Origin of the sequence: Nocardia sp. BSTN01, from assembly GCF_015354405.1 — a bacterium.
Classification (GTDB): Bacteria; Actinomycetota; Actinomycetes; order Mycobacteriales; family Mycobacteriaceae; genus Nocardia.
The window spans coordinates 112,898-136,591 of record NZ_JADKYP010000003.1 but is presented as its reverse complement, the minus strand read 5'-3'; the positions used below and the strand labels follow the sequence as shown (position 1 = coordinate 136,591).

General features: G+C 69.3%; 22 protein-coding genes and 1 pseudogene. 11 read left to right on the top strand and 12 right to left on the bottom strand.

Annotation, left to right across the window (positions count from 1 at the left end):
* Positions 1 to 235: 235 nt before the first annotated feature.
* A complete protein-coding gene (locus IRT45_RS04085) occupies positions 236 to 2,365 on the top strand; it encodes a pyruvate, phosphate dikinase (RefSeq protein ID WP_194804529.1) in 2,130 nt (709 codons plus the stop codon).
* Positions 2,355 to 3,137, top strand: a complete 783-nt coding sequence (locus IRT45_RS04080) for a tyrosine-protein phosphatase (protein WP_194804528.1) — start codon at positions 2,355 to 2,357, stop codon at positions 3,135 to 3,137. The genes IRT45_RS04085 and IRT45_RS04080 overlap by 11 nt, the downstream gene beginning before the upstream one ends.
* A 9-nt stretch (positions 3,138 to 3,146) precedes the next feature.
* Here the strand turns inward: IRT45_RS04080 and IRT45_RS04075 are convergent, their stop codons facing one another.
* Positions 3,147 to 3,332 (bottom strand): hypothetical protein, encoded by a 186-nt coding sequence (locus IRT45_RS04075; protein ID WP_036499560.1) that lies wholly within the window; start codon positions 3,330 to 3,332, stop codon positions 3,147 to 3,149.
* A 128-nt stretch (positions 3,333 to 3,460) separates the two neighbouring features.
* On the opposite strand from IRT45_RS04075, the pseudogene IRT45_RS04070 reads away from it, so the two are divergent.
* Positions 3,461 to 3,814 (top strand): annotated as a pseudogene (locus IRT45_RS04070) (thioredoxin family protein); the annotation flags it as partial.
* Positions 3,815 to 3,906: 92 nt separating this feature from the next.
* Here the strand turns inward: IRT45_RS04070 and IRT45_RS04065 are convergent.
* The 7 genes from IRT45_RS04065 to IRT45_RS37690 form a co-directional block, all read right to left on the bottom strand.
* Positions 3,907 to 4,158, bottom strand: a complete 252-nt coding sequence (locus IRT45_RS04065) for a cold-shock protein (protein WP_194804526.1) — start codon at positions 4,156 to 4,158, stop codon at positions 3,907 to 3,909.
* Between the two features lie 12 nt (positions 4,159 to 4,170).
* Positions 4,171 to 4,776 carry an isochorismatase family protein gene (locus IRT45_RS04060; protein WP_194804525.1) on the bottom strand — a complete coding sequence of 202 codons (606 nt, stop codon included), beginning with the start codon at positions 4,774 to 4,776 and terminating at the stop codon, positions 4,171 to 4,173.
* An 88-nt stretch (positions 4,777 to 4,864) separates the two neighbouring features.
* Positions 4,865 to 5,848 carry a GlxA family transcriptional regulator gene (locus tag IRT45_RS04055; protein ID WP_194804524.1) on the bottom strand — a complete coding sequence of 328 codons (984 nt, stop codon included), beginning with the start codon at positions 5,846 to 5,848 and terminating at the stop codon, positions 4,865 to 4,867.
* Positions 5,849 to 5,892: 44 nt separating this feature from the next.
* Positions 5,893 to 6,252 carry a hypothetical protein gene (locus tag IRT45_RS04050; protein WP_194804523.1) on the bottom strand — a complete coding sequence of 120 codons (360 nt, stop codon included), beginning with the start codon at positions 6,250 to 6,252 and terminating at the stop codon, positions 5,893 to 5,895.
* Positions 6,253 to 6,565: 313 nt separating this feature from the next.
* The gene (locus IRT45_RS04045; protein ID WP_194804522.1) at positions 6,566 to 8,041 is read right to left on the bottom strand and encodes an FAD-dependent oxidoreductase; all 1,476 of its coding nucleotides are present in this window, start codon (positions 8,039 to 8,041) and stop codon (positions 6,566 to 6,568) included.
* Positions 8,042 to 8,114: 73 nt separating this feature from the next.
* Positions 8,115 to 9,047 (bottom strand): tyrosine-protein phosphatase, encoded by a 933-nt coding sequence (locus tag IRT45_RS04040; protein WP_309240789.1) that lies wholly within the window; start codon positions 9,045 to 9,047, stop codon positions 8,115 to 8,117.
* A 91-nt stretch (positions 9,048 to 9,138) separates the two neighbouring features.
* Positions 9,139 to 11,601 carry a PEP-utilizing enzyme gene (locus IRT45_RS37690; RefSeq protein ID WP_309240788.1) on the bottom strand — a complete coding sequence of 821 codons (2,463 nt, stop codon included), beginning with the start codon at positions 11,599 to 11,601 and terminating at the stop codon, positions 9,139 to 9,141.
* Between the two features lie 185 nt (positions 11,602 to 11,786).
* Between IRT45_RS37690 and hsaA the strand changes: the two genes are divergently transcribed.
* Together hsaA and IRT45_RS04030 are read left to right on the top strand one after the other, a co-directional pair.
* Positions 11,787 to 12,950, top strand: a complete 1,164-nt coding sequence (gene hsaA, locus IRT45_RS04035) for a 3-hydroxy-9,10-secoandrosta-1,3,5(10)-triene-9,17-dione monooxygenase oxygenase subunit (protein ID WP_194804520.1) — start codon at positions 11,787 to 11,789, stop codon at positions 12,948 to 12,950.
* Positions 12,950 to 13,804: an alpha/beta fold hydrolase gene (locus tag IRT45_RS04030; protein ID WP_194804519.1), complete on the top strand. Its 855-nt coding sequence runs from the start codon at positions 12,950 to 12,952 to the stop codon at positions 13,802 to 13,804. Before hsaA ends, IRT45_RS04030 begins: the two co-directional genes overlap by 1 nt.
* Before the next feature lie 119 nt (positions 13,805 to 13,923).
* On the opposite strand, the gene IRT45_RS04025 is transcribed toward IRT45_RS04030, so the two are convergent.
* The gene (locus IRT45_RS04025; protein WP_194804518.1) at positions 13,924 to 16,206 is read right to left on the bottom strand and encodes a LuxR C-terminal-related transcriptional regulator; all 2,283 of its coding nucleotides are present in this window, start codon (positions 16,204 to 16,206) and stop codon (positions 13,924 to 13,926) included.
* A gap of 169 nt (positions 16,207 to 16,375) precedes the next feature.
* Between IRT45_RS04025 and IRT45_RS04020 the strand changes: the two genes are divergently transcribed.
* Both IRT45_RS04020 and IRT45_RS04015 read left to right on the top strand, forming a co-directional pair.
* The gene (locus IRT45_RS04020) at positions 16,376 to 17,287 is read left to right on the top strand and encodes a TIGR03564 family F420-dependent LLM class oxidoreductase (RefSeq protein WP_194804517.1); all 912 of its coding nucleotides are present in this window, start codon (positions 16,376 to 16,378) and stop codon (positions 17,285 to 17,287) included.
* Between the two features lie 6 nt (positions 17,288 to 17,293).
* On the top strand, positions 17,294 to 17,704 hold the full coding sequence (locus tag IRT45_RS04015) for an MmcQ/YjbR family DNA-binding protein (RefSeq protein ID WP_194804516.1): 411 nt from the start codon (positions 17,294 to 17,296) through the stop codon (positions 17,702 to 17,704).
* 32 nt (positions 17,705 to 17,736) lie between these two features.
* Here IRT45_RS04015 and IRT45_RS04010 read toward each other — a convergent pair whose 3' ends face one another.
* Positions 17,737 to 18,978 (bottom strand): bifunctional 3,4-dihydroxy-2-butanone-4-phosphate synthase/GTP cyclohydrolase II, encoded by a 1,242-nt coding sequence (locus tag IRT45_RS04010; protein WP_194804515.1) that lies wholly within the window; start codon positions 18,976 to 18,978, stop codon positions 17,737 to 17,739.
* A gap of 147 nt (positions 18,979 to 19,125) precedes the next feature.
* Between IRT45_RS04010 and IRT45_RS04005 the strand changes: the two genes are divergently transcribed.
* Positions 19,126 to 19,788 carry a class I SAM-dependent methyltransferase gene (locus tag IRT45_RS04005; RefSeq protein ID WP_194804514.1) on the top strand — a complete coding sequence of 221 codons (663 nt, stop codon included), beginning with the start codon at positions 19,126 to 19,128 and terminating at the stop codon, positions 19,786 to 19,788.
* A 26-nt stretch (positions 19,789 to 19,814) separates the two neighbouring features.
* Here IRT45_RS04005 and IRT45_RS04000 read toward each other — a convergent pair whose 3' ends face one another.
* A complete protein-coding gene (locus IRT45_RS04000) occupies positions 19,815 to 20,441 on the bottom strand; it encodes a PadR family transcriptional regulator (RefSeq protein WP_063013625.1) in 627 nt (208 codons plus the stop codon).
* A gap of 38 nt (positions 20,442 to 20,479) precedes the next feature.
* A complete protein-coding gene (locus IRT45_RS03995; RefSeq protein WP_194804513.1) occupies positions 20,480 to 21,322 on the bottom strand; it encodes an IclR family transcriptional regulator in 843 nt (280 codons plus the stop codon).
* Positions 21,323 to 21,555: 233 nt separating this feature from the next.
* Between IRT45_RS03995 and IRT45_RS03990 the strand changes: the two genes are divergently transcribed.
* The 3 genes from IRT45_RS03990 (at position 21,556) to IRT45_RS03980 (ending at position 23,647) form a co-directional block, all read left to right on the top strand.
* Positions 21,556 to 22,056, top strand: coding sequence for a flavin reductase family protein (locus IRT45_RS03990; protein ID WP_194804512.1), 501 nt, complete (start codon positions 21,556 to 21,558; stop codon positions 22,054 to 22,056).
* A 197-nt stretch (positions 22,057 to 22,253) separates the two neighbouring features.
* Positions 22,254 to 23,396: a Rieske 2Fe-2S domain-containing protein gene (locus IRT45_RS03985; RefSeq protein ID WP_194804511.1), complete on the top strand. Its 1,143-nt coding sequence runs from the start codon at positions 22,254 to 22,256 to the stop codon at positions 23,394 to 23,396.
* A gap of 11 nt (positions 23,397 to 23,407) precedes the next feature.
* Entirely contained in the window at positions 23,408 to 23,647 is a 240-nt protein-coding gene (locus tag IRT45_RS03980) for a hypothetical protein (protein ID WP_194804510.1), read from the top strand.
* The last annotated feature ends 47 nt before the right edge of the window (positions 23,648 to 23,694 follow it).

Here is a 23,694-nt window from a genome sequence, read left to right as displayed (position 1 = left end):
ACACCTCGCCGGCCACCGGTCGGGCGGTCCACGGCCCATGGTGCCGCAGGCCGGCGCCGCGCGGGCCGTTCGCACACCGCCAGTCCCGGTCAGTGGTATGACGGGAGCGCCGGCGGTTCCCGCATCCGCTCAGCGGGACCATCGCTACTGGCCGAGGACGGTCGGGCGGCACTCTCGAAGGATGACCGGGGCGGCAGGGGGTTCGATGCCTCGATGGATGGACCGAAGGAGTGACATGACCGCGGGTGCGGAGCTGGCCCAACGATCGGAAACCGTCGTCGGACTGGACGGCAACTGCCCGCTGTCGCGGGACCGGATCGGTGGCAAGGCCTGGAGTATCAACCACATGCGCGGGCTCGGGCTGCCGGTGCCGCCGGCATTCGTGCTCACCACCGACGCGTGGCGTGATTTCACCGAGCGCGGCGCGATCGCCGACGATATCTGGCAGGCGGTCTGCGACGGCGTCGCCATGCTCGAGCACGGCACCGGCCGCACCTTCGGCTCGATCCGCCGGCCGCTGCTGGTCTCCGTGCGCTCGGGCGCGGCCGTGAGTATGCCCGGCATGATGGACACCGTTCTCAACCTCGGCATCGACGACGGCGTCGAACAGGCGCTGGCCGCCGCGACCGGCAGCGCCGACTATGCCGCCGACACGCATCGGCGTTTCCTGGCGCAGTATCGCGAGACGGTGTTGCAGTCACCCGACGGTGTGGTGCCGGCGGACCCGTGGGAACAGCTGCGCGCGGCGATCACCGCGGTGTTCCGGTCGTGGGATTCGGTGCGCGCCAAGGCGTATCGCCGCAACCGCGGAGTGGCCGACGACCTCGGTACCGCGGTCACCGTGCAGGCGATGGTGTTCGGCAACCTCGACGACGCGTCCGGGACGGGCGTCCTGTTCAGCCGCAACCCCAATACCGGCGACGGGCCGGCCTACGGTGAATGGCTGGTCGGCGGGCAGGGCGAGGATGTGGTGTCGGGTCGCACCACGCCGCGGCCGCTGAGCGAGCTCGCCGCCACCCAGCCGCAGGTACACGATCGGCTGATCGCCGCCGCGGAACTGCTCGAACGCGACGGGCGCGATATCCAGGACATCGAATTCACCGTCGAATCCGGCACGTTGTGGATGCTGCAGTCGCGTCCGGCGAAGCGTTCGGCGCGGGCGGCGGTGCGAGCCGCGGTCGCGATGGCGGAGGAAGGTCTGATCACCGCGGCGGAGGCGCTGCAGCGGGTCGGGGCCGACCAGATTCGCGCCGTCCTGCAGCCGGCGACCACGGCGGCGGATGCGGGCGAAGCGCTGGCTCGCGGCGAATCCGCGTGCCCTGGTCTGGCTTTCGGTGTCGTGGTCACCGATCCCGATGAGGCGGAGGCGCGCGCGGCGGCGGGCGAGAACGTCGTCCTGGTCCGGCCGACGACCAGTCCCGATGATCTGCCCGGCATGATCGCGGCCCGCGCCGTGGTCACCGAATTGGGTGGCACCACCTCCCATGCGGCCTTGGTGAGCCGGGAACTCGGGCGGCCATGTGTCGTCGGATGCGGACCGGGTGTGGTGGACGCGCTCGCGGGACGCAGTGTCACGGTGGACGGCGGCGCCGGTGTGGTGTGGGCGGGTGAGGTCGCCGGTGGAGACGTGGACGGCGCGGTCCTCGACGATGTGCGCAGGCTCGCCGAATGGGCCGGAGTGGCGCCCGATGACCTCGCGGGAGCCCTCGCCGGTGATGCGGAAGTCGTTGCGGCACAGGCGGTTGTCCGCACCGTGAGCGAGCTGGAGCTGCTGCGCCTGATCGGGGTGAAGGGGCGGGTGCGCGGTGACGCGGTGGCCGCCAGCCTGGGCGGCGACGCGGACGAGGTGAGCGCGCGCTGTGCGGACCTGGTGGCCGGCGGGTTGTGCGCCGACACCCCCGCGGGTGTGCGGTTGACGCCCGACGGGCGACATCGATTGGGCGAGTTGCTGTCCGCCGAGCGCGGCGAGGTCGACACCGCCGCCATGGCCGCCGCCTACGAGGACTTCTGCGTGGTCAACGCCGAGCTGAAGGACATCGTGACCGCGTGGCAGATGAAGGACGCGTCCACACCCAACGACCACGGCGACGCCGAATACGACGCGGCGGTGCTGGACCGGCTCACCGAACTGCACACCCGGGTGCGACCCCTGGCCGAGCGGCTGGGATCGATCGCACCGCGGCTGGTCCGGTACCGGGAGCGGCTGGAGACGGCCGTCGAGCGGATCGCCGGCGGTGATCACGCCTGGGTGGCACGGCCGATCATGGACAGCTATCACACCGTATGGTTCGAACTGCACGAAGATCTGATCGGGCTGTGCGGGCTCAGCCGTGCCGACGAAGCGGCGGCCGGCCGTGCCGAGTAATCCGATCGCCCAGGAATTCGACGCGACCCGGCGCTGGGTCGACTTCGAGGAAATCGACAACGTCCGCGATCTCGGCGGACTGCCGGTCGGCGGCGGCGGTACTACCCGATTCGGCGTCGCGCTGCGGTCGAGCACCCTGCAGCAGGCGACCGAGGCGGATGTGGCGCTGCTGCTGGGCTCGGTCGGGATGCGTACCCTGATCGACCTGCGGCTGCCCGACGAGGTGGAACGAGAAGGGTACGGCCTGCTGGCCGCCGTGGCGATCGAGAAGGTGAACCTGCCGGTCCGCAAATCGGCGCAATCCTCACTCGCCGCACGGGATCTGGTGCCGGACAAGACGCGGGTGGATCTGGCGCAGCTGTACGGACAACTGCTCGCCGGCAGTCCGGAGCAGATCGTCGCCGCGGCGCGGCTGGTCGCCGATGCCGACCGGCAGGCGGTCGTATTCCATTGCGCGGCAGGTAAGGATCGCACCGGAGTACTGGCCGCGGTACTGCTCGACGCGGTGGGGGTGGCGCCGGAGGTGATCGCGGCGGACTACGCCCTCACCAACGAGCGGATGACGCGGGTACGCAACCGGCTCGACGCGCTGAACTCGTATTCCGGGCTGCCGCCGACGAGTACCGGAATTCTGGCCGTCGAAGCGGCCGTGATGCTGCGGTTCCTCGACGACCTGCGGCGTGACCACGGCGGTGCCGCCCGCTGGCTGCGCGAGCACGGGCTGACGGCCGAGGAGCTGACGATGTTGCGATACGCCCTGGTCACCGGGTAGCGAATACCCTCACCGCGAATAGTCGCGGAAGGTCATCACGAAGGCGGGTGCAGCAATCATGACGAGCAGGATGTAGGCCAGGACCTGCAGGCCGACATACGGCAGCTCGTGCACCCAGATACCCAGGATCAGAACGCCCAACAGCAGCACCACGCCGTAGAGCGGTGTTCGTTGCGGGTGGTCGCCCATACCCATGACTCCACGATACCCAGCCGGGCCGCCGTCCGACAGCGCTCGGCGGACGCCGCCCGGTCGAGCCCTGCTGTGACCGGCGATCCGTGGGAGAATCCGGAATCGACGATGGCCGACGCCGGGAGGATCCCATGCCCACCCAACCGTTGACCCAGCAGAACTTCGAGCAGGTGATCGCGAGTCATGCGATCGTGCTCGTCGACTTCTGGGCCTCCTGGTGCGGTTGGTGCACCCGCTTCGCCCCGATCTTCGCCGACTCCGCGACCGCGCACCCGGAGATCGTGCACGCCACCGTCGACACCGAGGCGGAGCAGGCCCTCACCGCCGCCGCCCAGATCAGCAGCCTGCCGACCCTCGTCGCCTTCCGTGAGGGACTGCTCGTCTACTCCAATCCGGGCTTCCAGACCGCCGCCCAACTGGAAGAGGTCATCCAGCAGATCCGCTGGCTCGACATGGACGAGATGCGCCGGCAACTCGGCGCCCAGGCCCCGGCCGTCCACGCACCCGCTCCGCCGCTGGCCCGCGCCGGCGCCGCCACCGGCCGACCCAGCTACGGCTGGCCGGGCCTGAACGGGGGCTAGCCCTCCGCTGATCTGCGGTGACCGTCCGTGTCGATGCGGCGCACCCGCGTAGCCCGGTAGCGAAAGCTGTCCTGCTGTGCGGACTCGTAGTCGAATTCCACGCGATCGCCTGCGGCCAGCTCACGAAAGCCCTCGCCCTCGATAGCGCTGAAGTGCACCCAAACGTCGCAGCCGTCCGGCAGTTCCGCCGCGGCGATCGCGCCCCAGCCCTTCTCCGGCCGGAAGAATTTCACCGTTCCGATCGCCATCGGTCCATCATGTCAGTCGATCAGGCTCGCGACGGTAGGGGCGACGCGTCCGAACAGATCGCTGATCGTGGTCAGCGCCGCCGCGTGCACCGCATCTGCCGACAGGGGTGTTCCGTCCGGGGCGGCCAGGGCGCGGGTGGCGCAGGCCTCGGCGACGACGGTCGGGTGGTAGCCGCGATTGAACGCACCCTGCGCGGTGAACGCGACGCACATGTGGGTCATGAATCCGGCCAGGACCAAATCCGGTCCGGCAGCCGTACGCCGCAGGATGTCGTGCAGGTCCGTCTCGTGGAAGGCGTCGGGAAAGTTCTTGACCACCACCGGTTCTCCCGCGGCGGGAGCGACCTCGGCGATGATGGCGCCGATATCGGAGCCGACATCGTAGGGGGTACCGGGACCGCCGTCGTTGACGATGTGCACGACGGGGCGGTGCAGTGCGCGGGCCGCGGCCAGCAGCCGGGCACCGGCCGCGAGTGCCACATCGGCCTCGGGCAGCTGCATCACCCCCTCGCGGTAGGTGTTCTGAAAATCGATCATGACGACGGTGGCATCGGCCAGGCGGGGGAGCTCGTCGGCCAGGCCGACGACCCGGCGCAGGGGAGTGGCGACGGCGGACATGGTGACCTTCTTCCTTGGGGGACAGAGTGTTCGGGCAGGGGGGAGCGCCGGGCCGGGCAGGCGCCCGGTCCGGTCGTCGTGGCTGAGATCAGGCGGAGGTGCGGAACCGCCGGCGGTACGCGCCGGGATTGGTGCCCAGCCGCCGCAGGAACGCCCGGTGCAGGGTCTCCACCGAACCCAGTCCGGCGGACCGGGCGACGCGCGAGAGCGGGAAGTCGCTGGTTTCCAGTAACCGTCGCGCCGACTCGACGCGCGCGGCTTCGACGTAGGCGGCCACGGTGAGCCCCATCTCCTGCCGGAATACGCGCGCGAAATGCCGTTCGCTCAGGCACATTCGGTTCGCCAGGGCGGCGGCGGACAGATCGGCGTCGAGATTCTCCGCGATGTAGGTGCGCAGTTGTTCGATATCGCGGCGGGCCGGTGCCGGACGGCTCAGCGGCACACTGAACTGACTCTGGCCGCCCTGCCGGCGCAGATAGACGACGAGTTGCCGGGCGACCGACAACGCCAGGTCCTCACCGTGGTCGTCGGCGACCAGTGCCATGGCGAGATCCAGGCAGGCGCTGATGCCCGCACCGGTCCACACCCGGCCCGAGCGCACGAAGATCGGATCCGGATCCACCACCACCCGTGGATGGTCCGCGGCCAGCTGTCCGGCCGTCGACCAATGAGTGGTGGCCGTCCTCCCGTCCAGCAGTCCGGCGGCGGCAAGCAGATGCGCACCCACACACACCGACGCGATCCGGCCGGTGCGCGGCGCGACCTCGCGCAGCCAGCACACCACATCCTCGTCGACTCGCGCGACCGGACCGGACGGGGCCGGATCCACCGCGCCCGGCACGATGAGAGTGTCGATGCCCGTGTCGATGTCGTCGAAGGCCAGATCGGTGAGTACCCGGATACCGGCCGAGGTGCGCACCACACCTCGATCCGGTCCGGCCAGTAACACCTCGTAGTCGGCGCTACCGCCGCTCTCCCGATTGGCTAGTGCGAACACCTCCGCCGGCCCGGTGACGTCGAGCAGATCCACGTCCGGAAAGGCCGCGATAACCACACGATGCTTCGATGACATGCCTCCCATCCTCTGGGTTACCGGGTAGCGACCGCAACGACGGATCACTGTCGGATCCGGTCATGCCCGCGGACGGAACGCCCATCCGGCGAACGCCGCCAGCAATCCCATGGCCGCCATATAGAGCCAGCCGACGCGGTCTGGCGGGCCATCATCAGCGTGCCCGAGCCCAGGGACAACTGATCCGGCGGCAGCAGCGACGAGGCGCCGAACAGCGGCGGTTGCAGCAGGGCCGTACTGACGCCCGCGAGAACGGCTCCCGGCAGGAAAACCAGCGGATACGATGCGCCGCACCCGCTCAGAGCGATCCACCACCCCGCACCCGCCGCGATGGCGGGCCCGCCCAGCGCGGCCGAGGCGCGGGCGCCGATGCGCGCGACGACGCGACCGGACAGTGGTGACACCAGCAGGCAGGTAGTAGCAGAACGCGCCGAGGGTGGCGATGCGAAACATGCTGTGCCGCAGCACCGCCGGACTCACCACCGGATCGGGGTGGTGCCGCACGTGATAGGTGAACGCCGCCGCGAGCGCGATCGCTGCGGCCAGTGTGCCCAGCGTGGCCGCCGACCCGCCCCACGCCGCGCCCTGGACGAAGACGATGGTCAGCGCCGCGGTGGCGCCGAGAATCAGTGCGGCGCCGAAATCGCCACGAGGTCGTCGTCGCGGCGGAACACGCGTAGACCGGTGCGGCGCCAGGCACCGGTCCGTCGCCGGCGATCAGCCCTGTGCCGCAGCGATTCCCGCGCGCCGGCCGAAGAACGTTCCGTCGCCGAGCGACGTCCCGCTGATATAGCCCTGCCCGTGCAGATTGACCGCCGCGCGACCGGCGGCGAACAGTCCTGGCATGGCGGCGCCGTCCATATCCAGCACGCGGCCGTGCGCGTCGGTGTGCAGTCCGCCGAGGGTGAACACCGACGCGCCGGTGCCGCGGCGGTCGCCGGCTTCGGCGGGCGGTCGAATCCCGGCCCGCACATCGATGGCCGCCAGCGGGGTACGCAGCGGCCGTAACCATCGCGTCGCTTTGTGGCGGTCGGGATCGGTTCCATCGGCGGCGAATTCGTTGTACCGGCGCAGCGTCGCGGCCAGCGCGCCCGGCGGCAGGCCCATCGCGGCGCCGAGTTCGTCGGCCGTCTCGGCCATATGGGTCGGCTGCACACCCCAGCGTTGTTCCTCCGGCACGGCTTCGAACGCTTCCTCGTCGACCACCACCCACACGTGCATGCCCTGCGTGAACAGCGCCGCCTGGCCGATGCGGCCCGGGTAGGTGTCCTCGTTGACGAAGCGCTGTCCCTTGTCGTTCACCAGAATTCCACGCGCGGCCAATCCGGGAATCAGGGAGATCCCCACCTGCCCCGTCGACATATGCCGCACCGCCGCACCCGCCGCCTGCGCCATCCGGATGCCGCTGCCGTCGTCGGTGCCGGCGCTGACCTTGGTATGGCCGAGCAGCAGCGGGGCGTGCGCGGCGAGCATCTCGTCGTTGTCGACGAACCCGCCCGTGGTGAGGACACAGCCGCGCCGGACGCGAATCGTCAGCTCCCGGCCGTACTGCCGGGCGACCACGCCGGTGACGGTGCCGTCGCCGGCGAGAATCAGCGCGGTGGCGGCGGTGTCGAAAAGGGTTGTCACACCCGCCGATTCGGTCGCCGCGCTGAGGCACTGCATCAGCAGGAGGCCGCCGAAGTCGTTGGCGGTGGGCCGATGTCCGCGCGGGGCGGGGCGGGCGATCTCGGTGAACGGCCAGCTGTTCTCGCCGAGCCACATCAGGCCGTCGTCGGTGGGCGGCACCCAGGCCGGGGCATCCCACAGCGACGGTTTGAACGGTACGCCGCGGTCGACCAGCCAGTGGAAATGTTCGACGCTGTGCTCGCAGTAGTCGGCGATCTTCGCGATATCGGCGCCGGGACCGAGGGCGGCGGTCAGGTAGGCGGCCATGTCGGCGGGGGTGTCGTCGAATCCGCAGGCCGTTTGGATCGGGGTGCCGCCGCCGAGGTAGATCTCACCGCCCGACATCGCCGACGAGCCGCCCGGACCGCCCGCGCGTTCGAGCACCAGCACCTGGGCGCCCGTGCGCGCGGCCTCGAATGCCGCTGCGGCCCCGGCACATCCGTATCCGACGACCAGTACGTCGGTATCCAGGTCGTAGCGGGTGATCTCGGTCGACGAGCGCGGCGTCACCGAATGAACCGGCATGGTCTGCCTCTCCTCGGCGGCACGCCGCGCTCGACGGTGAGCGCGGCGTGCCGGTGATCGGATGCGGGTGGGCTCAGCGGCCCGGCTTGTCCAGCAACTTGGCCTTCAGGGCGTCGACCGTCGCGGAATCCACACCCAGGCCGTCGGACAGGAATCGATCGAAGGATCCGTACGACTGGCGGACCTGGTCGAAGGAGGCGTCCAGATAATCGGCCTGCACGCCCAGAATCGGCGCGAACAGCGACGGATCGGTGACCAGGCCGCGCTGCACCAGCGCATCCATCTGCGCCTTGTTGCTCGCGGCCAGATAGTCGTTGGACGCCAGATAATCCTTGTAGATCTGCCCCTTGGGCACATCCAGGGCCGACATGAGGATCGCCGTCATCCAGCCGGTGCGGTCCTTACCCGAGGTGCAGTGATAGAGCACCGCATTCGGGGAACTCGCGATCTCCTTCAGCGCCGCGGAGAACTGGGCCCGCGCCGCACCGTCGGTGACCAGCCAGCGGTAGTAGTCGCGCATGATCTGCGCGGCCTTCCCGTCACCGAGCTTGTCCTGCTGTACCTGCGGTCCGCCGGCGATGGTGCTCGACACCATGAGATAGAAGTCGTTGTTCGGATCCCAGATCGACTGCGCGCTGTAGGGAATCGACGACGGCAGCTGATCCGGGGCGGCCTTCATCTCGTTCGGGCTCCGGAAGTCGATGGCCTTGCCGATCCGCAGCGAGGCCAGTTTCTGCTGATCGGCGGGCGTCAGCCGGTTGAGCGCATCGGAGCGGTAGACCAGGCCGAATCGGATCTTCCCGCCCCCGTGCTGCGTCGGATAACCACCGATATCGCGGGCGTTGGGGGCGGAAATACCCAGGGACTGTTGCTGATCCGACGTGGCCGGCGCGGTATGGACCAGCGGTGGTGCGGCGAATGCCGGGGTGGTCGCGGCGGGCAGGACGGCGATGAGCGCGGCGGCCAGACCGGCCACCGACCCCCGCAGGACATGCGAAATCGGCACGGGTGGTGTTCCTTTCCTCGAGATCCGCCGGATCGACGACGGACCACGTCTGAGCCGCGGATACGTTCGCGCGGCGTCGAATCGGCGAGCCTCAGGCCTGCGCGTCGGCCAGCAGCGTGACGGTTCCGGCGGCGCCGTCGACCCGCACCCGCTGGCCGTCGGACAGACCCGTGCTGGCGGTCTTGGTGTCCACCACGCACGGAATGCCGAACTCGCGGGCCACGATCGCCGCATGCGAGGCCGAGCCGCCGATATCGGTGACCACCGCGGCGGCGTAGGCGAACATCGCGGTATGGCCGGTGTCGGTGACCGAGGCGATCAGGATGTCGCCGGGCTCGATATCGTCGTCGGAGCTCAGCACCAGTTTCACGGTGCCCTCCACGACACCGGCGCTCACTCCGGTTCCGGTGAGGCTGTCGCCGACCGCGAGGGCTCCCGACATCGGCTGCGGTTCCCAGCGGCCGACCACCAGATCCGGCATCCGCACCGCCTGCAGCCGCACCCGCTCCTCGCGCCGGCGGGCCACGCGGTCCTTCAGATCCGCAGGCGCCCAGAGCAATTCGTCGAGCGTGAGGAACCAGGCATCGTCGACGTTGTTGAGTTCGTGCCGATCGACCAGTCGCGCCGCCAGCTCACGGGCCGCCATGCGCAGGCAGTTCGTATATCGCACCACCGCATCGCGGACGCGTTCCCGCGAGACCGTGGCGCCGACGGCCATCCGCGCGGTGCGCGCGGTCGGCTCGGGCACCGCGTCGCGCTTGGGCGCCGGAAGTTCGGCGGCCCGGGCGGCGGCGGTCACCAGCAGTTCGGGGCGGTCGCCGAAGGTCGGGTTGAGGAATTCGCATTCTCCCGGGCCGCGGTGGCCGACCACCGCCAGCTCGGCGTCCAGGGCCTGCGCGAAGCGGGCCGAGCGACTGCGCGCCAGGGCGACATCGCCCGCCCGCGCGGCCTCGTGGACGGCAGGCTCCTCGCGGCAGACCGCGGCCAGCCGTTCCACCGCCAGCATCGGTCGCGCCGATTCGAGGCGGTTCACGTCGATCGGTACGTCCGGGTCGTCCTTGCCCCGTGCGTGCATGGCCGTCGCGGCGCCGACCAGCATGACGCCGATCGAGGCCGCCGCCCAGGACTGATTGAGCCGATCCCGCCACAACAGTGCCCGGGCGTGCAGCTGCGCGTCGGACAGCTTCTCGATGTCGGTGCGCGACAGCGCTTCTCGATGTGAGGCGGCGTTGATCGTTTCGGTGGTGGTGCGGAAGCGCAGTGCCGTCGCCAGCACCCGGCCGGTGGCCTTGGCCGTACCCCACGTGCTACCCAGTCCGGTCGGCATCGGCGGACGGCCCTGGGGCTGCAACTGGACCTCGGGCGGGATGGCGCCGTACACGTCGCGGCGGATGCTGTCCTCGTCCCAGCCCGGCATATTGTCCGCGGCGAGGACGCCGATCGAGGCGTTGATGAAGATGTGGTGGCCGAGCACCGATGTGACCCGGCTGGTCCAATGCTCGAGGGCGATGCCGTCGAGGGCGATCATATGGCCCATCGCGGCGTTGGCGAGCCGGATCGCCCCGGCCTGCAGGTCGATGGTGAGCGGGCTCATCGGACCGGGCAGCGCCTCGGAGGTGTTGGTGGCGGTGTGCACCGGGATGCGCGGATCGACGCGGTCGTCGAATTCGCCCTCCAGCCCCTCGGGGGCGGCCACCTCCAGCGGATGCCCGTCGGACGTCTTCGCGCGCGCGGGAATCACATAGTCGGTCAACGGGATCGCGCCGCGGCGGGCGCGGAAGCCGGTGCCGTGCGGGCGGCGGCCGACCAGCCCGCGCGCGATGTCCTCGACCACTTCGGGACCGGTCCAGCCGTAGCGGAAATCCCCATCGCCCTGAGCGGCGGCGGGATCGAGATCGGGAAGGCGAACGCCGCCGGAGCGCGGGACGCGAGGCGGAATCCGCAGACCGGCCTTCCGTAGCATCGCCCGCGCCTGCGAGCCGGAAACGAGCTCGGGCGCAACGAGATCCACCACGCCGGTGCGATCGGAGGTCGCGGCGAGCACCAGGAAGCGTTCCACATCGTCGGTGTGCACCAGCGGAATGCGCTGCGAGCCGCCCGCATTCAGCAGGGTCCGGACCACGGGGCGACTGCCCTCGGTACGCCGGCCGGCCACCGAGGCGGGGCGAACCAGCAACGCCCGCGCGCCGGTGGCCGCGATGGCCGTGCGCGCCAGATCTTCCCGCTCGGGCGAGGCGAGCACAACCAGCCGGGCGCCGGCTTCCTGCGCCGCGGCGGCCACCGCCGCGACCGGACCGTCCGAAACGTCCAGCACCACGTCGCAGCCGTCGACGATGCCGCGGTAGGCGCCGGCACTGCCCGCATCGGCGATATGCACCTCGATCCGCGGATCCACATACCGGTGCCGAACCCGGTCCGCTCCGACGACGTCGTGCCCGGCGGCCGCCAGCATGCGCGCCACCGCGCGACCGGTGGGTGTGGTGACTCCGGTGATCAGGACCCGCATCGACTCTTCCTCCTCGCGTGCGCCACCCACGAACGTGACGCCGTTCACACACCATGACGAGTGGATCGCGGGGTGCCCGCGCGAAGTCCCGGTCAGCGGTCGCGGCGTTTCGCTGAGTGAGCGGTAATCATTCCGATGATCGGGACTTCTCGGGCCTGGTACTCCCGCCCGCCCCTACCGTCGAGGCATCGACCCAGTGCGTGACAGCGCAGAGGCAGGGAGGAACACCGGCAATGGCGAACAAGGTGCTCGATCGGGTGCGGGACCTGCTCCCGGCGATCGGGGAACGGGCGGTGACGGCCGAGCAGGAGCGGCGGGTGCCCGCCGAGACGATCCGCGAGCTGACCGAGGCGGGCGTGTTCCGGATGTTGCAGCCGAGCCGCTTCGGTGGTGCGGAGGAGTCGCCGGTCGCCTTCTACGAGGTGATTCGCTCGATCGCGACCGTCTGCCCGTCGACGGCGTGGGTGTCGTCCGTGCTGGGTGCGCATCCGTGGCAGCTGGCGTTGTTCGACCCGCGGGCCCAGCAGGATGTGTGGGGTGAGGATCCCGACACCCTGGTCTCCTCGTCGTATGCGCCCACCGGCAAGCTGACTCCCGTCGACGGCGGCTTCGAGATGAGCGGCCGATGGAGCTTCTCCTCCGGGTGCGACCACGCCGACTGGGCCTTCCTCGGCGCGGTGGTGCCCAACGACAAGGGGGGAGCCGATTACCTGACGGTGCTGGTTCCGCGTATCGACTACCGCATCGAGGATGTCTGGCACGTGTCGGGCCTGTCGGGCACCGGAAGTAACGACATCATCGTCGACAAGGCGTTCATCCCCGCCTATCGCGCCTACAGCGCCGCCGATCAGTCCGCGCTGGTGGGTCCCGGCCAGGAGGTGAACACCGCTGCGCTGTACCGCATCTCGTTCGCCAGCGTGTTCTCCAACACCATCACCGCGCCGATCATCGGTGCCGCGCAGGGCGCCTACGAATCGCATCTGCAACGTCAGCGCGAGCGGGTCCGGCTGTCCTACGGCGGGCAGAAGGTGGCCGATGATCCGTTCGCGCAGGTGCGGATCGCACGGGCGGCCTCCGAGATCGACGCCGCCATCCTGCAGCAGGAACGCAATATCAGCGAGCAGCTGCGTTACGCCGAAGCGGGCGAGGAGATTCCGTACGAGCTGCGCCTGCGGACCCGCCGCGACCAGGTGCGCGGCACCGAACGCGCGATCTACGCGATCGATCTGCTGTTCGAGAACTCCGGCGGCCACTCGATTCGCAAACCCAATGTGATCGAACGCAACTGGCGCGACGCGCACGCCGGCAACGCGCATGTGATCAACGACGTCGAGCGCGCGCTGGCGATGTACGGTCAGGGTGAGATGGGCGTCGAGGTCACAGAACGGATGGTCTGATGGGTTTGACGGCCGAGGACACCACCCGCTGGGTCACCGTCGACGGCGTGAAACTGCGCTATCACGAGGCGGGTTCCGGTGCGCCGCTGGTGCTGTTGCACGGTTCCGGCGCCGGCGTCTCGGGCTGGGCCAATTTCGGCGCGAATCTCGAGGCGCTGGCTCCGCACTTCCGCTGCCTGGTACTCGACCAGCCCGGGTTCGGCGCCAGCGAACGGCCCGAAACCTACGACCGCAACTATCTGCGAATCGCCGTCGACGCGGTCCTCGGTCTGCTGGACGAACTCGGCATCGGCAGCGCTCATCTGCTCGGCAATTCGATGGGCGGGGCGGTGGCGACCCTGCTGGCCGCCGAACATCCCGATCGTGCGGACCGGCTGGTGCTGATGGCGCCGGGCGGTGTGGGCGTCAACATTCTGGGACCCGAACCGTCGGAAGGGATTCGGCGCCTGCTGGACTTCAACGCCGATCCCACCCCGGAGCGGGCCGTCGACTGGTTGAAGACGATGGTCTTCGATCAGGCGGTGCTCACCGAGGAACTGATCGCGGCTCGCACCGCCGCCGCCTCGGATCCGCGCCAGACCAAGGCGCTCGCCGACGCCTACGCCACCTTCTACAACCCGGCCTTCGCCGATCCGGTTCCGCTGTGGGCCCGGCTGCGGGCGATCCAGCACGACGTGCTGATGCTGTGGGGCCGCGACGACCGGGTGACACCGGTCGAGGGCGCCCTGCTGCCGGCCCGCCAGCTGCCGCGCGCCGATCTGCGAATCTTCTCGCGCTGTGGACATTGGGTTCAGGTCGAGCGCAAGGACGCGTTCGAACGCGCGGTGATCGACTTCCTGCACAACGGTTTGTGAACGCGCGCCGATCTTTTCGCGCCGACGCGCGGTGGCCGCCGCACCTCACGAGGGTGCGGCGGCCACCGCCGTTTCCGGCTCGTTCCCGCTGATCCTGTGCCCGCGGAAATGCGTACCGGTTACAGTCCGTGGTCGCGGGCCCAGCCCGCGATCTGGGTACGGGAGGTGAAGCCGAGTTTGGTCAGGATGTGCTCGACATGGGTCTCGGCCGTGCGCACCGAGATCACCAGATCGGCCGCGATGCGTTTGTTGCTGTGCCCGGCGGCGACCAGCCGGGCCACATCCTTCTCCCGGCGGGTGAGCAGCGACAGCGCCGCGGTGTCGACGGGCGTGGGGCGTGCGGGCGGGGCGGTCGGGTCCTCGGGAGCGGGCCCGCGGCCCAGCGCGAAATCGATCGCCGCCGGGAGCGTCATCGCCGCACCGGTGTCGTAGGCGGTTCGGAAACCGCTGTCGCCCAGTACGTTGCGGACCTCGTCGCGCACCTTTTCACCCACCGCGGTGGTGATCGTATGGGCCAGCCGCACCGTACTGCGCTGCAGCGTCTCGGCCGCACCCATCAGCCGGGCCGACCGCTCCATCTCACCGCGGGCGGCGGCCGACCACGCCATACCGTCGAATCCAGACGCCAGCCACACACATCGGTCGAACAGCGCGAACTCCTCGATCGCGCGTCCGAAGTACTCGTCGGCGGCGTCCTGATCCCCGAGTCGCCAGCGATCGATTCCGAGCGTCCACAACGCCAGCCCGCCCAGCATATGCGGCCCGTAGCGCTCGGTCACCGCATGGAATTCCTGCGCCATGGTGCTCGATCGCGGCTCCTCGAGCAGGGTTGCGCACATGAAACCGAAAGCGAGACTGTCCATTTCGGTGGCGTGATGGTCGTGGGCGCGGGCCAGCCGGATCGCCTCCTCGGAGCGGCGCAACGCACCGGCGGTGTCGGCGTCGGTGAAATCGATCAGTGCCGCATCCAGTTCCGCCTCGGCGAGAATATCGGTGGCGCCCAGATCGGTGGCCACGGTGACGCATTCGCTCGCCAGCCGCGCCGCCGACTCCCGATCCGACAGCAGTGCCGCCAGCGAGGCCGCCGACGACAGCGCCCGCGCTCGCTCCCAGCTCGGTTCCGGATTCCGGGCCAGGGCGTCGGTCAGCCACCGATACCCCTCGGACAGGAACCGGTAGTGCTCCCAGAACGGCCGCAGCACGGTCGCGGTCTCCATCGCCAGCTGCGGTGCGTCGAGCATCGAGAACTGCAGGGCCGAACGCAGATTGGCGTGCTCGCGGGCCAATTCACGAAACCACGCCAGGTCGTCGGAACTCCAGTACGCGGTCTGCCCGCGCAGGGCCAGCCCGCGGTAGTGGTCGCGGTGGCGGGCCCGCACCCGGCGTTCGCCACCGTGTTCGACGAGGCGGTCGTGGCCGAATTGCCGGATCGGCTCCAACATCGAATAACGCGGCGCCACAGCGTCGTACCGCAACCGCAGCACCGACTTGTCGACCAGGCCGGTCAGCGCGTCGAGCAATCCCTGCGGGCCCGGTGGCAGCCGGCACACCGCCTCTGCGGCCTCGATGTCGAAACCACCGGCGAACACCGACAACTGTTGCCACAGCCGCTGTTCCGCGGGCGTGCACAGTTCGTAGCTCCAGCGAATCGCGCCCTCGATGGTCTGCTGGCGCTGCGGCGCGGTGCGGGGTCCGGCGCTGAGCAGGTCCATGGTGTCGTCGAGCCGGTCGCGAATCTGCTCGGGCGTGAAGACCCGGAACCGCAACGCCGCCAGTTCCAGCGCCAGCGGGATGCCGTCGAGGCGCTGGCAGATCGCGGCGAGGGTGTCGCGATTGGCGGGGGAGAAGGTGAAATCCGGATTCGCCGCGGTGGCCCGCTCCACCAGCAGTCGCATCGCATCGCTGTCGACGTCGGCGACCGACAGCGGCGGAATCGGCATCACCTGTTCACCGGGTATGCCCAGTACCTCGCGGCTGGTCGCCAGCACCCGCACCTCGGGGGTGGCGGCGACGAGATGGGCGACCAGCGCCGCGCACGCGTCGATGAGATGTTCGCAGTTGTCCAGGATCAGCAGGAGACGTTTGCTGGCGAGGAACTCGGTGAGCCGGTCGAGCGGCGCGGTGGTGTCGTCGCGCAGATCCAACGCCTCGGCCACGCTCAGGGTGACCAGATCGGGATCGTGCACATCGGCCAGTTCGACCAGCCACACCCCGTCCGGGAAGGCGCGCGCCATCGCCGCGCCGACCTGCCGAGACAGCCGCGTCTTGCCCACGCCACCCGGGCCGAGCAGAGTCAGCACCCGGGTCGCGGGCAGCAGCCGTTTCGCGGTAGCCAGTTCGTCGCGGCGGCCGACGAAACTGGTGACCTCGGCGGGAAGATTCCCGGTGACACGCCGCGCCATGATCGCCAACCCTATCGTGATCGAAACGCGTTCGGACCACATCGGCGATGTCGGTCCCGCGTGCCCGCGGACGGTGAGAACGGGAATAGGCTGAGACCGCGAACAGAGACTCGCACCGCGGTCCCTCGGGGCCGCGTACCCCCAGACCCCTCGTCCCCAGGAGGCCCCCGTGCGGATCGGCATCATGCTCAGCGAACAGACCGGACCGGATGCGCTGGTGCGCCTGACCGACGAACTGCAGCAGGTGGCCGGCGAGGGTTTCGAATCGGCGTGGCTGTCGCACATCTTCGGTCTCGACGCGCTGACCGCCCTCGCCGTCGCCGGCAGCAAGGTGCCCAACATCGAACTCGGCACGTCGGTGGTGCCGACCTATCCGCGGCACCCGGGGGCCCTGGCCCAGCAGGCGGCCACCACCGCGCTCGCCGTCGGCCGCGGCCGGCTCACCCTGGGGATCGGACTGTCGCACCAGATCGTCATCGAGAACATGTTCGGCTACGACTTCGGTCGCCCGGCCCGGCATATGAAGGAGTACCTGTCGATTCTGGGGCCGCTGCTCGACGGACAGCCGGTGTCGTACCAGGGCGAGACCCTGAGCGCGAACCTCGGCCTGACCGCCGGCGAGACCGGCCGGATCCCGGTGCTCGTGGCCGCCCTGGGAACCCAGTTGCTGAAACTGGCGGCGCGGCGCACCGACGGCACGGTGCTGTGGATGACGGGTCCCGCGACCATCGCCGACCACATCGCACCCACCATCACCGCGGCGGCCGCCGAGGCCGGCCGCCCCGCCCCGCGGGTGGTCTGCTCGCTGCCCGTGCTGGTCACCGACGATGTGGATCGCGGCCGGGAGAAGGCCGCCACCGTCTTCGCCGCCTACGGTTCGCTGCCATCCTATCGGGCCATGATGGATCGCGAGGGCGCCGAGGGGCCGGCCGATCTGGCGATCATCGGCACCGAGGAGCAGGTCGCCGCCCGCATCGAGAAGGTATTCGCTGCCGGCGCCACGGAATTCGTGGCCGCCCCGTTCGTCGGCGGGCAGGCCGCCGAGCGCACCCGCAAGCTGCTCACCCAGCTGGCGGACTGAGCGAGGATGGCGCGCCGGGCGCGGATCGAGGACGTGGACGAGCTCGCCCTCGCGATGCCGCACGTCACGGTGGTGCGGGGATCGAGCGGCAATCCGGTCTATCAGGTCGGGGCCAAGTCGTTCATCTTCTTCCGCACTCCACGCCCGGACGCCGTCGATCCGGACACCGGCGAACGGTATCCCGATGTGATCGTCTTCTGGGTGCCGTCGGAATCGGAGAAGCGTGCGCTCGTTCAGGATCCGGATTCGCCGTTCTTCACCACCGCTCATTTCGACGGGCATCTATCGGTACTGCTGCGTGGCGCCCACATCGGTGAACTCGATCTCGACGAACTGCGCGAGGTCGTCCAGGACGCCTGGCTCTCGCGCGCCTCGGCGACGCGGGCCCGGCGCTGGCTGGCCGAACATCGGCTCTGAAACTCTTTGTTTCTGTTGCGGCACAAGGATTTTCAGTTCGCCGCAGCGGAGGCGACGTCGAGCCCGGCCAGTTGGTGTCGCATCCGCTCCCGCTTGGTGCGCAGGTAGCGGACGTTGTGCTCGGTCGGGTCGGTCTGCAGCGGAATCCGGCGCGTGACCGCGATGCCGTGTGCCTGCAGGCCCGCCTGCTTATCCGGATTGTTGCTCAGCAACCGCACCGATTCGACACCCAGATCGCTCAGGATCTGCGCGCCCGCGCCGTAGCGGCGGGCATCGATCGGCAGCCCGAGGCGCAGATTCGCGTCCACGGTGTCGGCGCCGGCGTCCTGTAGTTCGTAGGCGCGCAATTTGTTCAGCAGGCCGATGCCGCGCCCCTCCTGCCCCCGCAGATACACCACCACACCGCGGCCCTCGGCGGCCACCGCCCGCAGTGCGGCGTCGAGCTGTTCACCGCAATCGCAGCGCAGCGAGCCGAAGGCGTCGCCGGTCAGGCATTCCGAATGCAGCCGGGCCAGGACCTCGGTTCCGGACGGATCGCCGAAGACCAGCGCGAGATGTTCGACCGGCTCGGTGCCGGAGTCGGCGTCGCGGTAGCCGAAGACCTGGAAATCGCCGTAGCGCGTGGGCAGCCGAGTCTGCGCGAGCCGGGTGACGGTGTGCTCGCGATGCTTTCGATATTCGATGAGGTCGGCGATGGAGATGATCGGCAGCCCGTGCTCGCGTGCGAAGACCAGCAGCTGCGGCAACCGTGCCATCGACCCGTCGTCGTTGACGACTTCCGCGATCACCCCCGCCGGCCGCAATCCGGCCGCGCGCAGCAGGTCGACGGTCGCCTCGGTGTGCCCGGCCCGGCCCAGTACGCCGCGCGGATGCGCGCGCAGCGGGAAGACGTGCCCGGGGCGGGTGAGGTCGGCCGGGGTGGTGCGCGGATCGGCCAGCAGTCGCATGGTGTGTGCGCGGTCGGCCGCCGAGATACCCGTGCTGACGCCGGCGGCCGCGTCGACCGATACGGTGTAGGCGGTGCCCTTGGGGTCCTCGTTGACCGCCGTCATCGGGGGTAGCGAGAGCCGGTCGAGGTCGGCGCCGGGCATCGGCACGCACAGCACGCCGCTGGTGTGGCGGATCAGGAATCCGATGGTCTGCGCGGTCGCGAATTCCGCGGCCAGGACGAGATCGCCTTCGTTCTCCCGATCCTCGTCGTCGACCACCACGACGGGCCGGCCGGCGGCCAGGGCGTCGAGTGCGTTCTGGATGGAATCGAGTTCACCGGTCATCGTGCACCTCCTGTATGCCTAATAGAAATATTCCGAAACGCTCCTCGCTAGGAAGGGTTCCGCTCAGTGAGATTTTGGGGACGACGAATTCCGGGGCCCGGGCGCCGGCGTTGACCTCGAGTGCGGTTGAGGATGCACGCTGGAGTCATGACACAGGCCGCAGAGTTCTGGAACACCGTCTACGACGACGACACCGCCCCCTGGGTGATCGGTGAGCCGCAGCCGGCGATCGTGGAAGTGGAGCGCCAGGGGTTGATCCGAGGGCGGGTGCTCGACGTCGGAACGGGTGCGGGGGAGCACACCATCGCCCTCACCGCCCTGGGCTACGAGGTGCTGGGGATCGACCTGTCGCCGAGCGCCGTCGAATACGCGCGGCGCAACGCGGCCGCGAAGGGAGTGCCCGCGGCGCGCTTCCGGGTAGCGGATGCGGTCCGGCTCGGCGCCGATCCCACGGCGGCCGCCGAACTCGGCGTCTTCGACACGATCGTCGACAGCGCCCTGTTCCACATCTTCCGCGAGGATCCCGGCACCCGCGCCGACTATGTCCGGTCGCTGCACACCTTGTGTGCTCCGGGTGGTCTGGTGCATGTGCTGGCGCTCTCCGATACCGACCCGGGTTTCGGGCCGCGCATCAGTGATCGGCTGTTGCGTGAATCATTCGGTGCGGGTTGGGAAGTGGAGGATCTGCGACCCGCGTCCTATCGTGGCCGGGTCACCCCGGTGGTCGCCGATCAGGTCGCCGGACTGAACGTGGTCGAGAACGGGACCGTGGATACCGCCGCCTGGCTGGCCCGGATCCGGCGAGTGTAGCGACGGATCCGCGCCGGTCCTGTGCGCTATCGCGGACGAGCCTTCGACTTCGGCGGTGCGAGCGGCGCCTCGCGATTGCGGGGCAGCCGCCCGCGCTTGTTCAACGCCTCCAGATCGTCGAGCAGATCCTCGGCCAGTTGGCGCTCCGCCTCGTAGTGCCGGATGCACCAGCGCAACACCGCGCTGGGGAAGGCCCAATCCGGGTTGGCGTCGGAACCCTCGGCGTCGGCGGCGGCGCGGCGGCGCATCTTCTCCGCGTAATCGATATGCGCGGTGAGGATTTCGCGCAGCCGCTCCGGCTCGGCCAGATGTCCGAGCCAGGCCCGCAGCAGGACACTGTGTTTCAGTACCGGCGCCTCCACAGGTGAATGATTGACCCAGTGCGCCACGGCATCCCGGCCGCTGGTGGTGATCGCGTACATCCGTTTGCCGCGCACGCCGTCCTCGGAGGTCACGGTGCGCGAGGTGACGTATCCGTGCTTCTCGAGGCGTTTGAGTTCGGCGTAGATCTGGCTGAACGACGGGCTCCAGTAGAAGAACTGCAAACTCCAGTCCGCCCACTTCTTCAGGTCGTAGCCGGACAATTCGTCCGCATGCGAAAGCATCCCGAGCACGGCCCACGAGGTGGTCGGCAGATCGGTGCCAGATGTCATCGCCGAACTATACCGCCCAGTCATATGCGGATCCGAAATCAGCGCCAGCGGGTACGGTGCGGAAACAGTGCCCGCCCGGCCTCGTGTACGACCTCGAGCACGACCCGGGCCAGCCGGTCGTAACTCATCGCCTCGGCCCGTCCCGACAGCGAGAGCGCGGCCGGCGGGGCGCCGCGGCCACGCAGCGGCGCGGCCACGCAGGCGATGCCGACCATGGCCTCCTCGCGGTCGATCGCCACGCCTTGGCGCAACCGGATCTGCCCGAGTTCGCGGTGCAGCGCATCGGGTTCGGCCAGAGTGCGCGGAGTGAGCCGGGGCAGCCGGCCGCGGAACGCGGCCTCGGCGATGGTGGGTTCCAGCGCCGCCAGCATCGCCTTGCCCAAAGCCGTTGCGTGCGCGGGCATCCGGCCGCCGAGCCGGGTCGGCAGTGCCGCGCCGAAGCGGCCGCCGGCCTTGTCCAGGTAGACGACCTCGCGACCGTCGAGCACGGCCAGGTGGCCCACCATGCCCGTACGCTGCGACAACTCGTGCAGCAGGGGGCTCACCGCGTCGCGAATCTCGTTGTGGTCCGCGGTCAGTCCGCCCAGTTCCAGCGTGCGCATGCCGAGGCGGTAGCCCCCGGCGGAGTGCGCCAGCCAGCGCAGCCGGATCATCTGATCCAGGATGCGATGGACCGTCGAGCGCGGAAGTCCGGTCCGCTCGACCAGTTCCAGCAGTGTCAGCGTCGGGGTGTTCGCGTCGAAGGCGTCCAGGATCAGCGTCATCCGCTCGATCATCGACACCGGAATCGGCGCGCCGGCTCGATGAGCCCTGGCGCCCGTCGTCGCGTGATGCGTGGCGGGGGTGGTGCGTTCCGCGGAGGGCAGCACGGTGACGGTCATATGTACCTCCGTTGGCTCATATGCAGACTAGAAGTATGTCGACTAGGCATGTTCGGTTTCGGCATTTGTGTCACCTATCACAGTGGCTGCCACCACGCCGATCGCGAATCGGTGGAACTACGTAAGTGCTACCGAAATCTCTCCCGTTCACCGGACCTGGCTGTTGACGTGGGCTCCCCCCGACCTGGTGTCATGACTTACAGCTATATGTCTGTCCGAAACAAGGAGTGGCCGTGGAGCCGGTAGTACAGGTGGACGAGATCTCGGAGGCGACCTTCAAATCCGTGCTGAGCAGGTTCTGCTCCGGGGTCACGGTGATCACCGCCCTGTCCGGCGACGAGCCGGTCGGGTTCAGCTGCCAGTCCTTCTCGTCGTTGTCCCTCGACCCGCCCCGAGTCTGCTTCTTCCCCGCGCGGACCTCGACGTCGTGGCCCCGTATCCGTGAGGTGGGGCGATTCTGCGTGAACATCCTGGCCCACGACCAGGACGAGATCTGCCGCGCGCTGGCCCGCCGCGGCACCGACAAATTCGCCAGCGTGGACTGGGAGGTGTCCGGAAACGGGGCGCCGCGCCTGAGCGGCGCGCTGGCCAGTATCGACTGTGAGCTGGATCGCGAGGTCGACGGCGGCGACCACACCATCGTGATCGCCCGGGTCACCGCGCTGGCCGAACATTCCGACCAGGCGCCGCTGCTGTTCTACCGTTCCTCGTTCGAGCGTCTGCACGGGCACTGACGCGTGCGTACCCGCCCGCGCCGCCGAGGCGTGCCGTCGCTGCCGATAAGCGGAGCGGATCTCCCGGCCAGTGGGACTTCGCATGCCGGACCCCCGTTCCGATGGCGAGCATCGAGTCATCACCCGGGGCGGGTTGGGCCGGCGGGTAGTCGAGGCCGATCGCGATCGAGGCCGAACGCAATCGAGACGGAGGAATCATGAACAGCGACAGCGAAGTGCGGGTCATCGACGCCGGCGCACCGCCCACCCGGTTCGCCCGCGGCTGGCACTGCCTGGGCCTGGCGGACTCCTTCCGCGACGGCAAGCCGCACACCGTCGCCGCCTTCGGCACCGAACTGGTCGTCTTCGCCGGCGAGGACGGCACGCTCAACGTCCTCAACGCCTACTGCCCGCATATGGGCGGCAATCTCGCCGACGGCACCGTCAAGGGCGATTCGCTGGCCTGTCCCTTCCACGACTGGCGGTGGAACGGGAAGGGCAAGTGCACCGGAATTCCGTACGCGCGCAGGGTGCCCCCGCTGGCGCGCACCAAGGCGTGGCCGACGCTGGAGCAGAACAAGCAACTGTTCGTCTGGAACGATCCCGAGGGTAAGCAGCCGCCCGCCGACATCACCATCCCGCGCGTCGACGCCGCCTACGACGACGGCTGGACCGACTGGACCTGGAACTCGATGATCGTCGAGGCCAACTGCCGCGAGGTGGTCGACAACGTCGTCGACATGGCGCACTTCTTCTACGTGCACTACGGCTTCCCGACCTTCTTCAACAACGTGTTCGAGGGTCATATCGCCAGCCAGTACATGACCTCGATCTCGCGCGAGGACATGATGGGCGCGACCGCGAAGGCGTTGGGCGGCAAGAACACTCTGCATTCGGAGGCGTCGTACTACGGTCCCTCCTACATGATCGACTATCTGCGCAGCGAGAGTGCCGGACTCACGGTCGAGGGCTACCTGATCAACTGCCACTATCCGATCACCGAGAACCGGTTCGTCCTGCAGTACGGCGCCATCGCGAAGAAGCCGGACGGCGTGTCGGCGGAGCAGGCCGAGCAGATCGCGGCGGCCTTCGTCGGCGGTCTCGGCAAGGGGTTCGAACAGGATGCGGCGATCTGGAAACGCAAGTCGCGCATCAACAATCCGCTGCTGTGCGAGGAGGACGGGCCGGTCTATCAGCTGCGTCGCTGGTACGAGCAGTTCTACACCGACGTCGCCGACATCTCGGAGGAGATGACCGCGCGCTTCGAATTCGAGGTCGACACCACTCGCGCGGTCACCGCCTGGGAGGCAGAGGTCGCGGAGAACCTCGCCAAGCGGGCCGAGCAGGCCGTGGCGGGCTGAGAGTCATCGCGATGGACGAGGTTTCGTGCCGATCCTGCGGAACATGCGTGCTGGTGGAGAAGTTCAGCCCACAGCATACGAGCGTGCAGTGGAGCCGGTCGGCGATGCGCGCGTGTACCGAACTGTCGGCGCCGGGTGCGCACACCTGCGCCGCCCTGCGCGACAGCATCGATGCTGCGGTGGCGTCGGGGCAGGTGAGCGTGAGTACCCGCGATGTCGATGTGCGCACCCGCGGCCGGACCGTGGCCTGACGCGCAGGAAGCTGAATGAACGGCAGAGAAATGGATGTGGTGGTGCT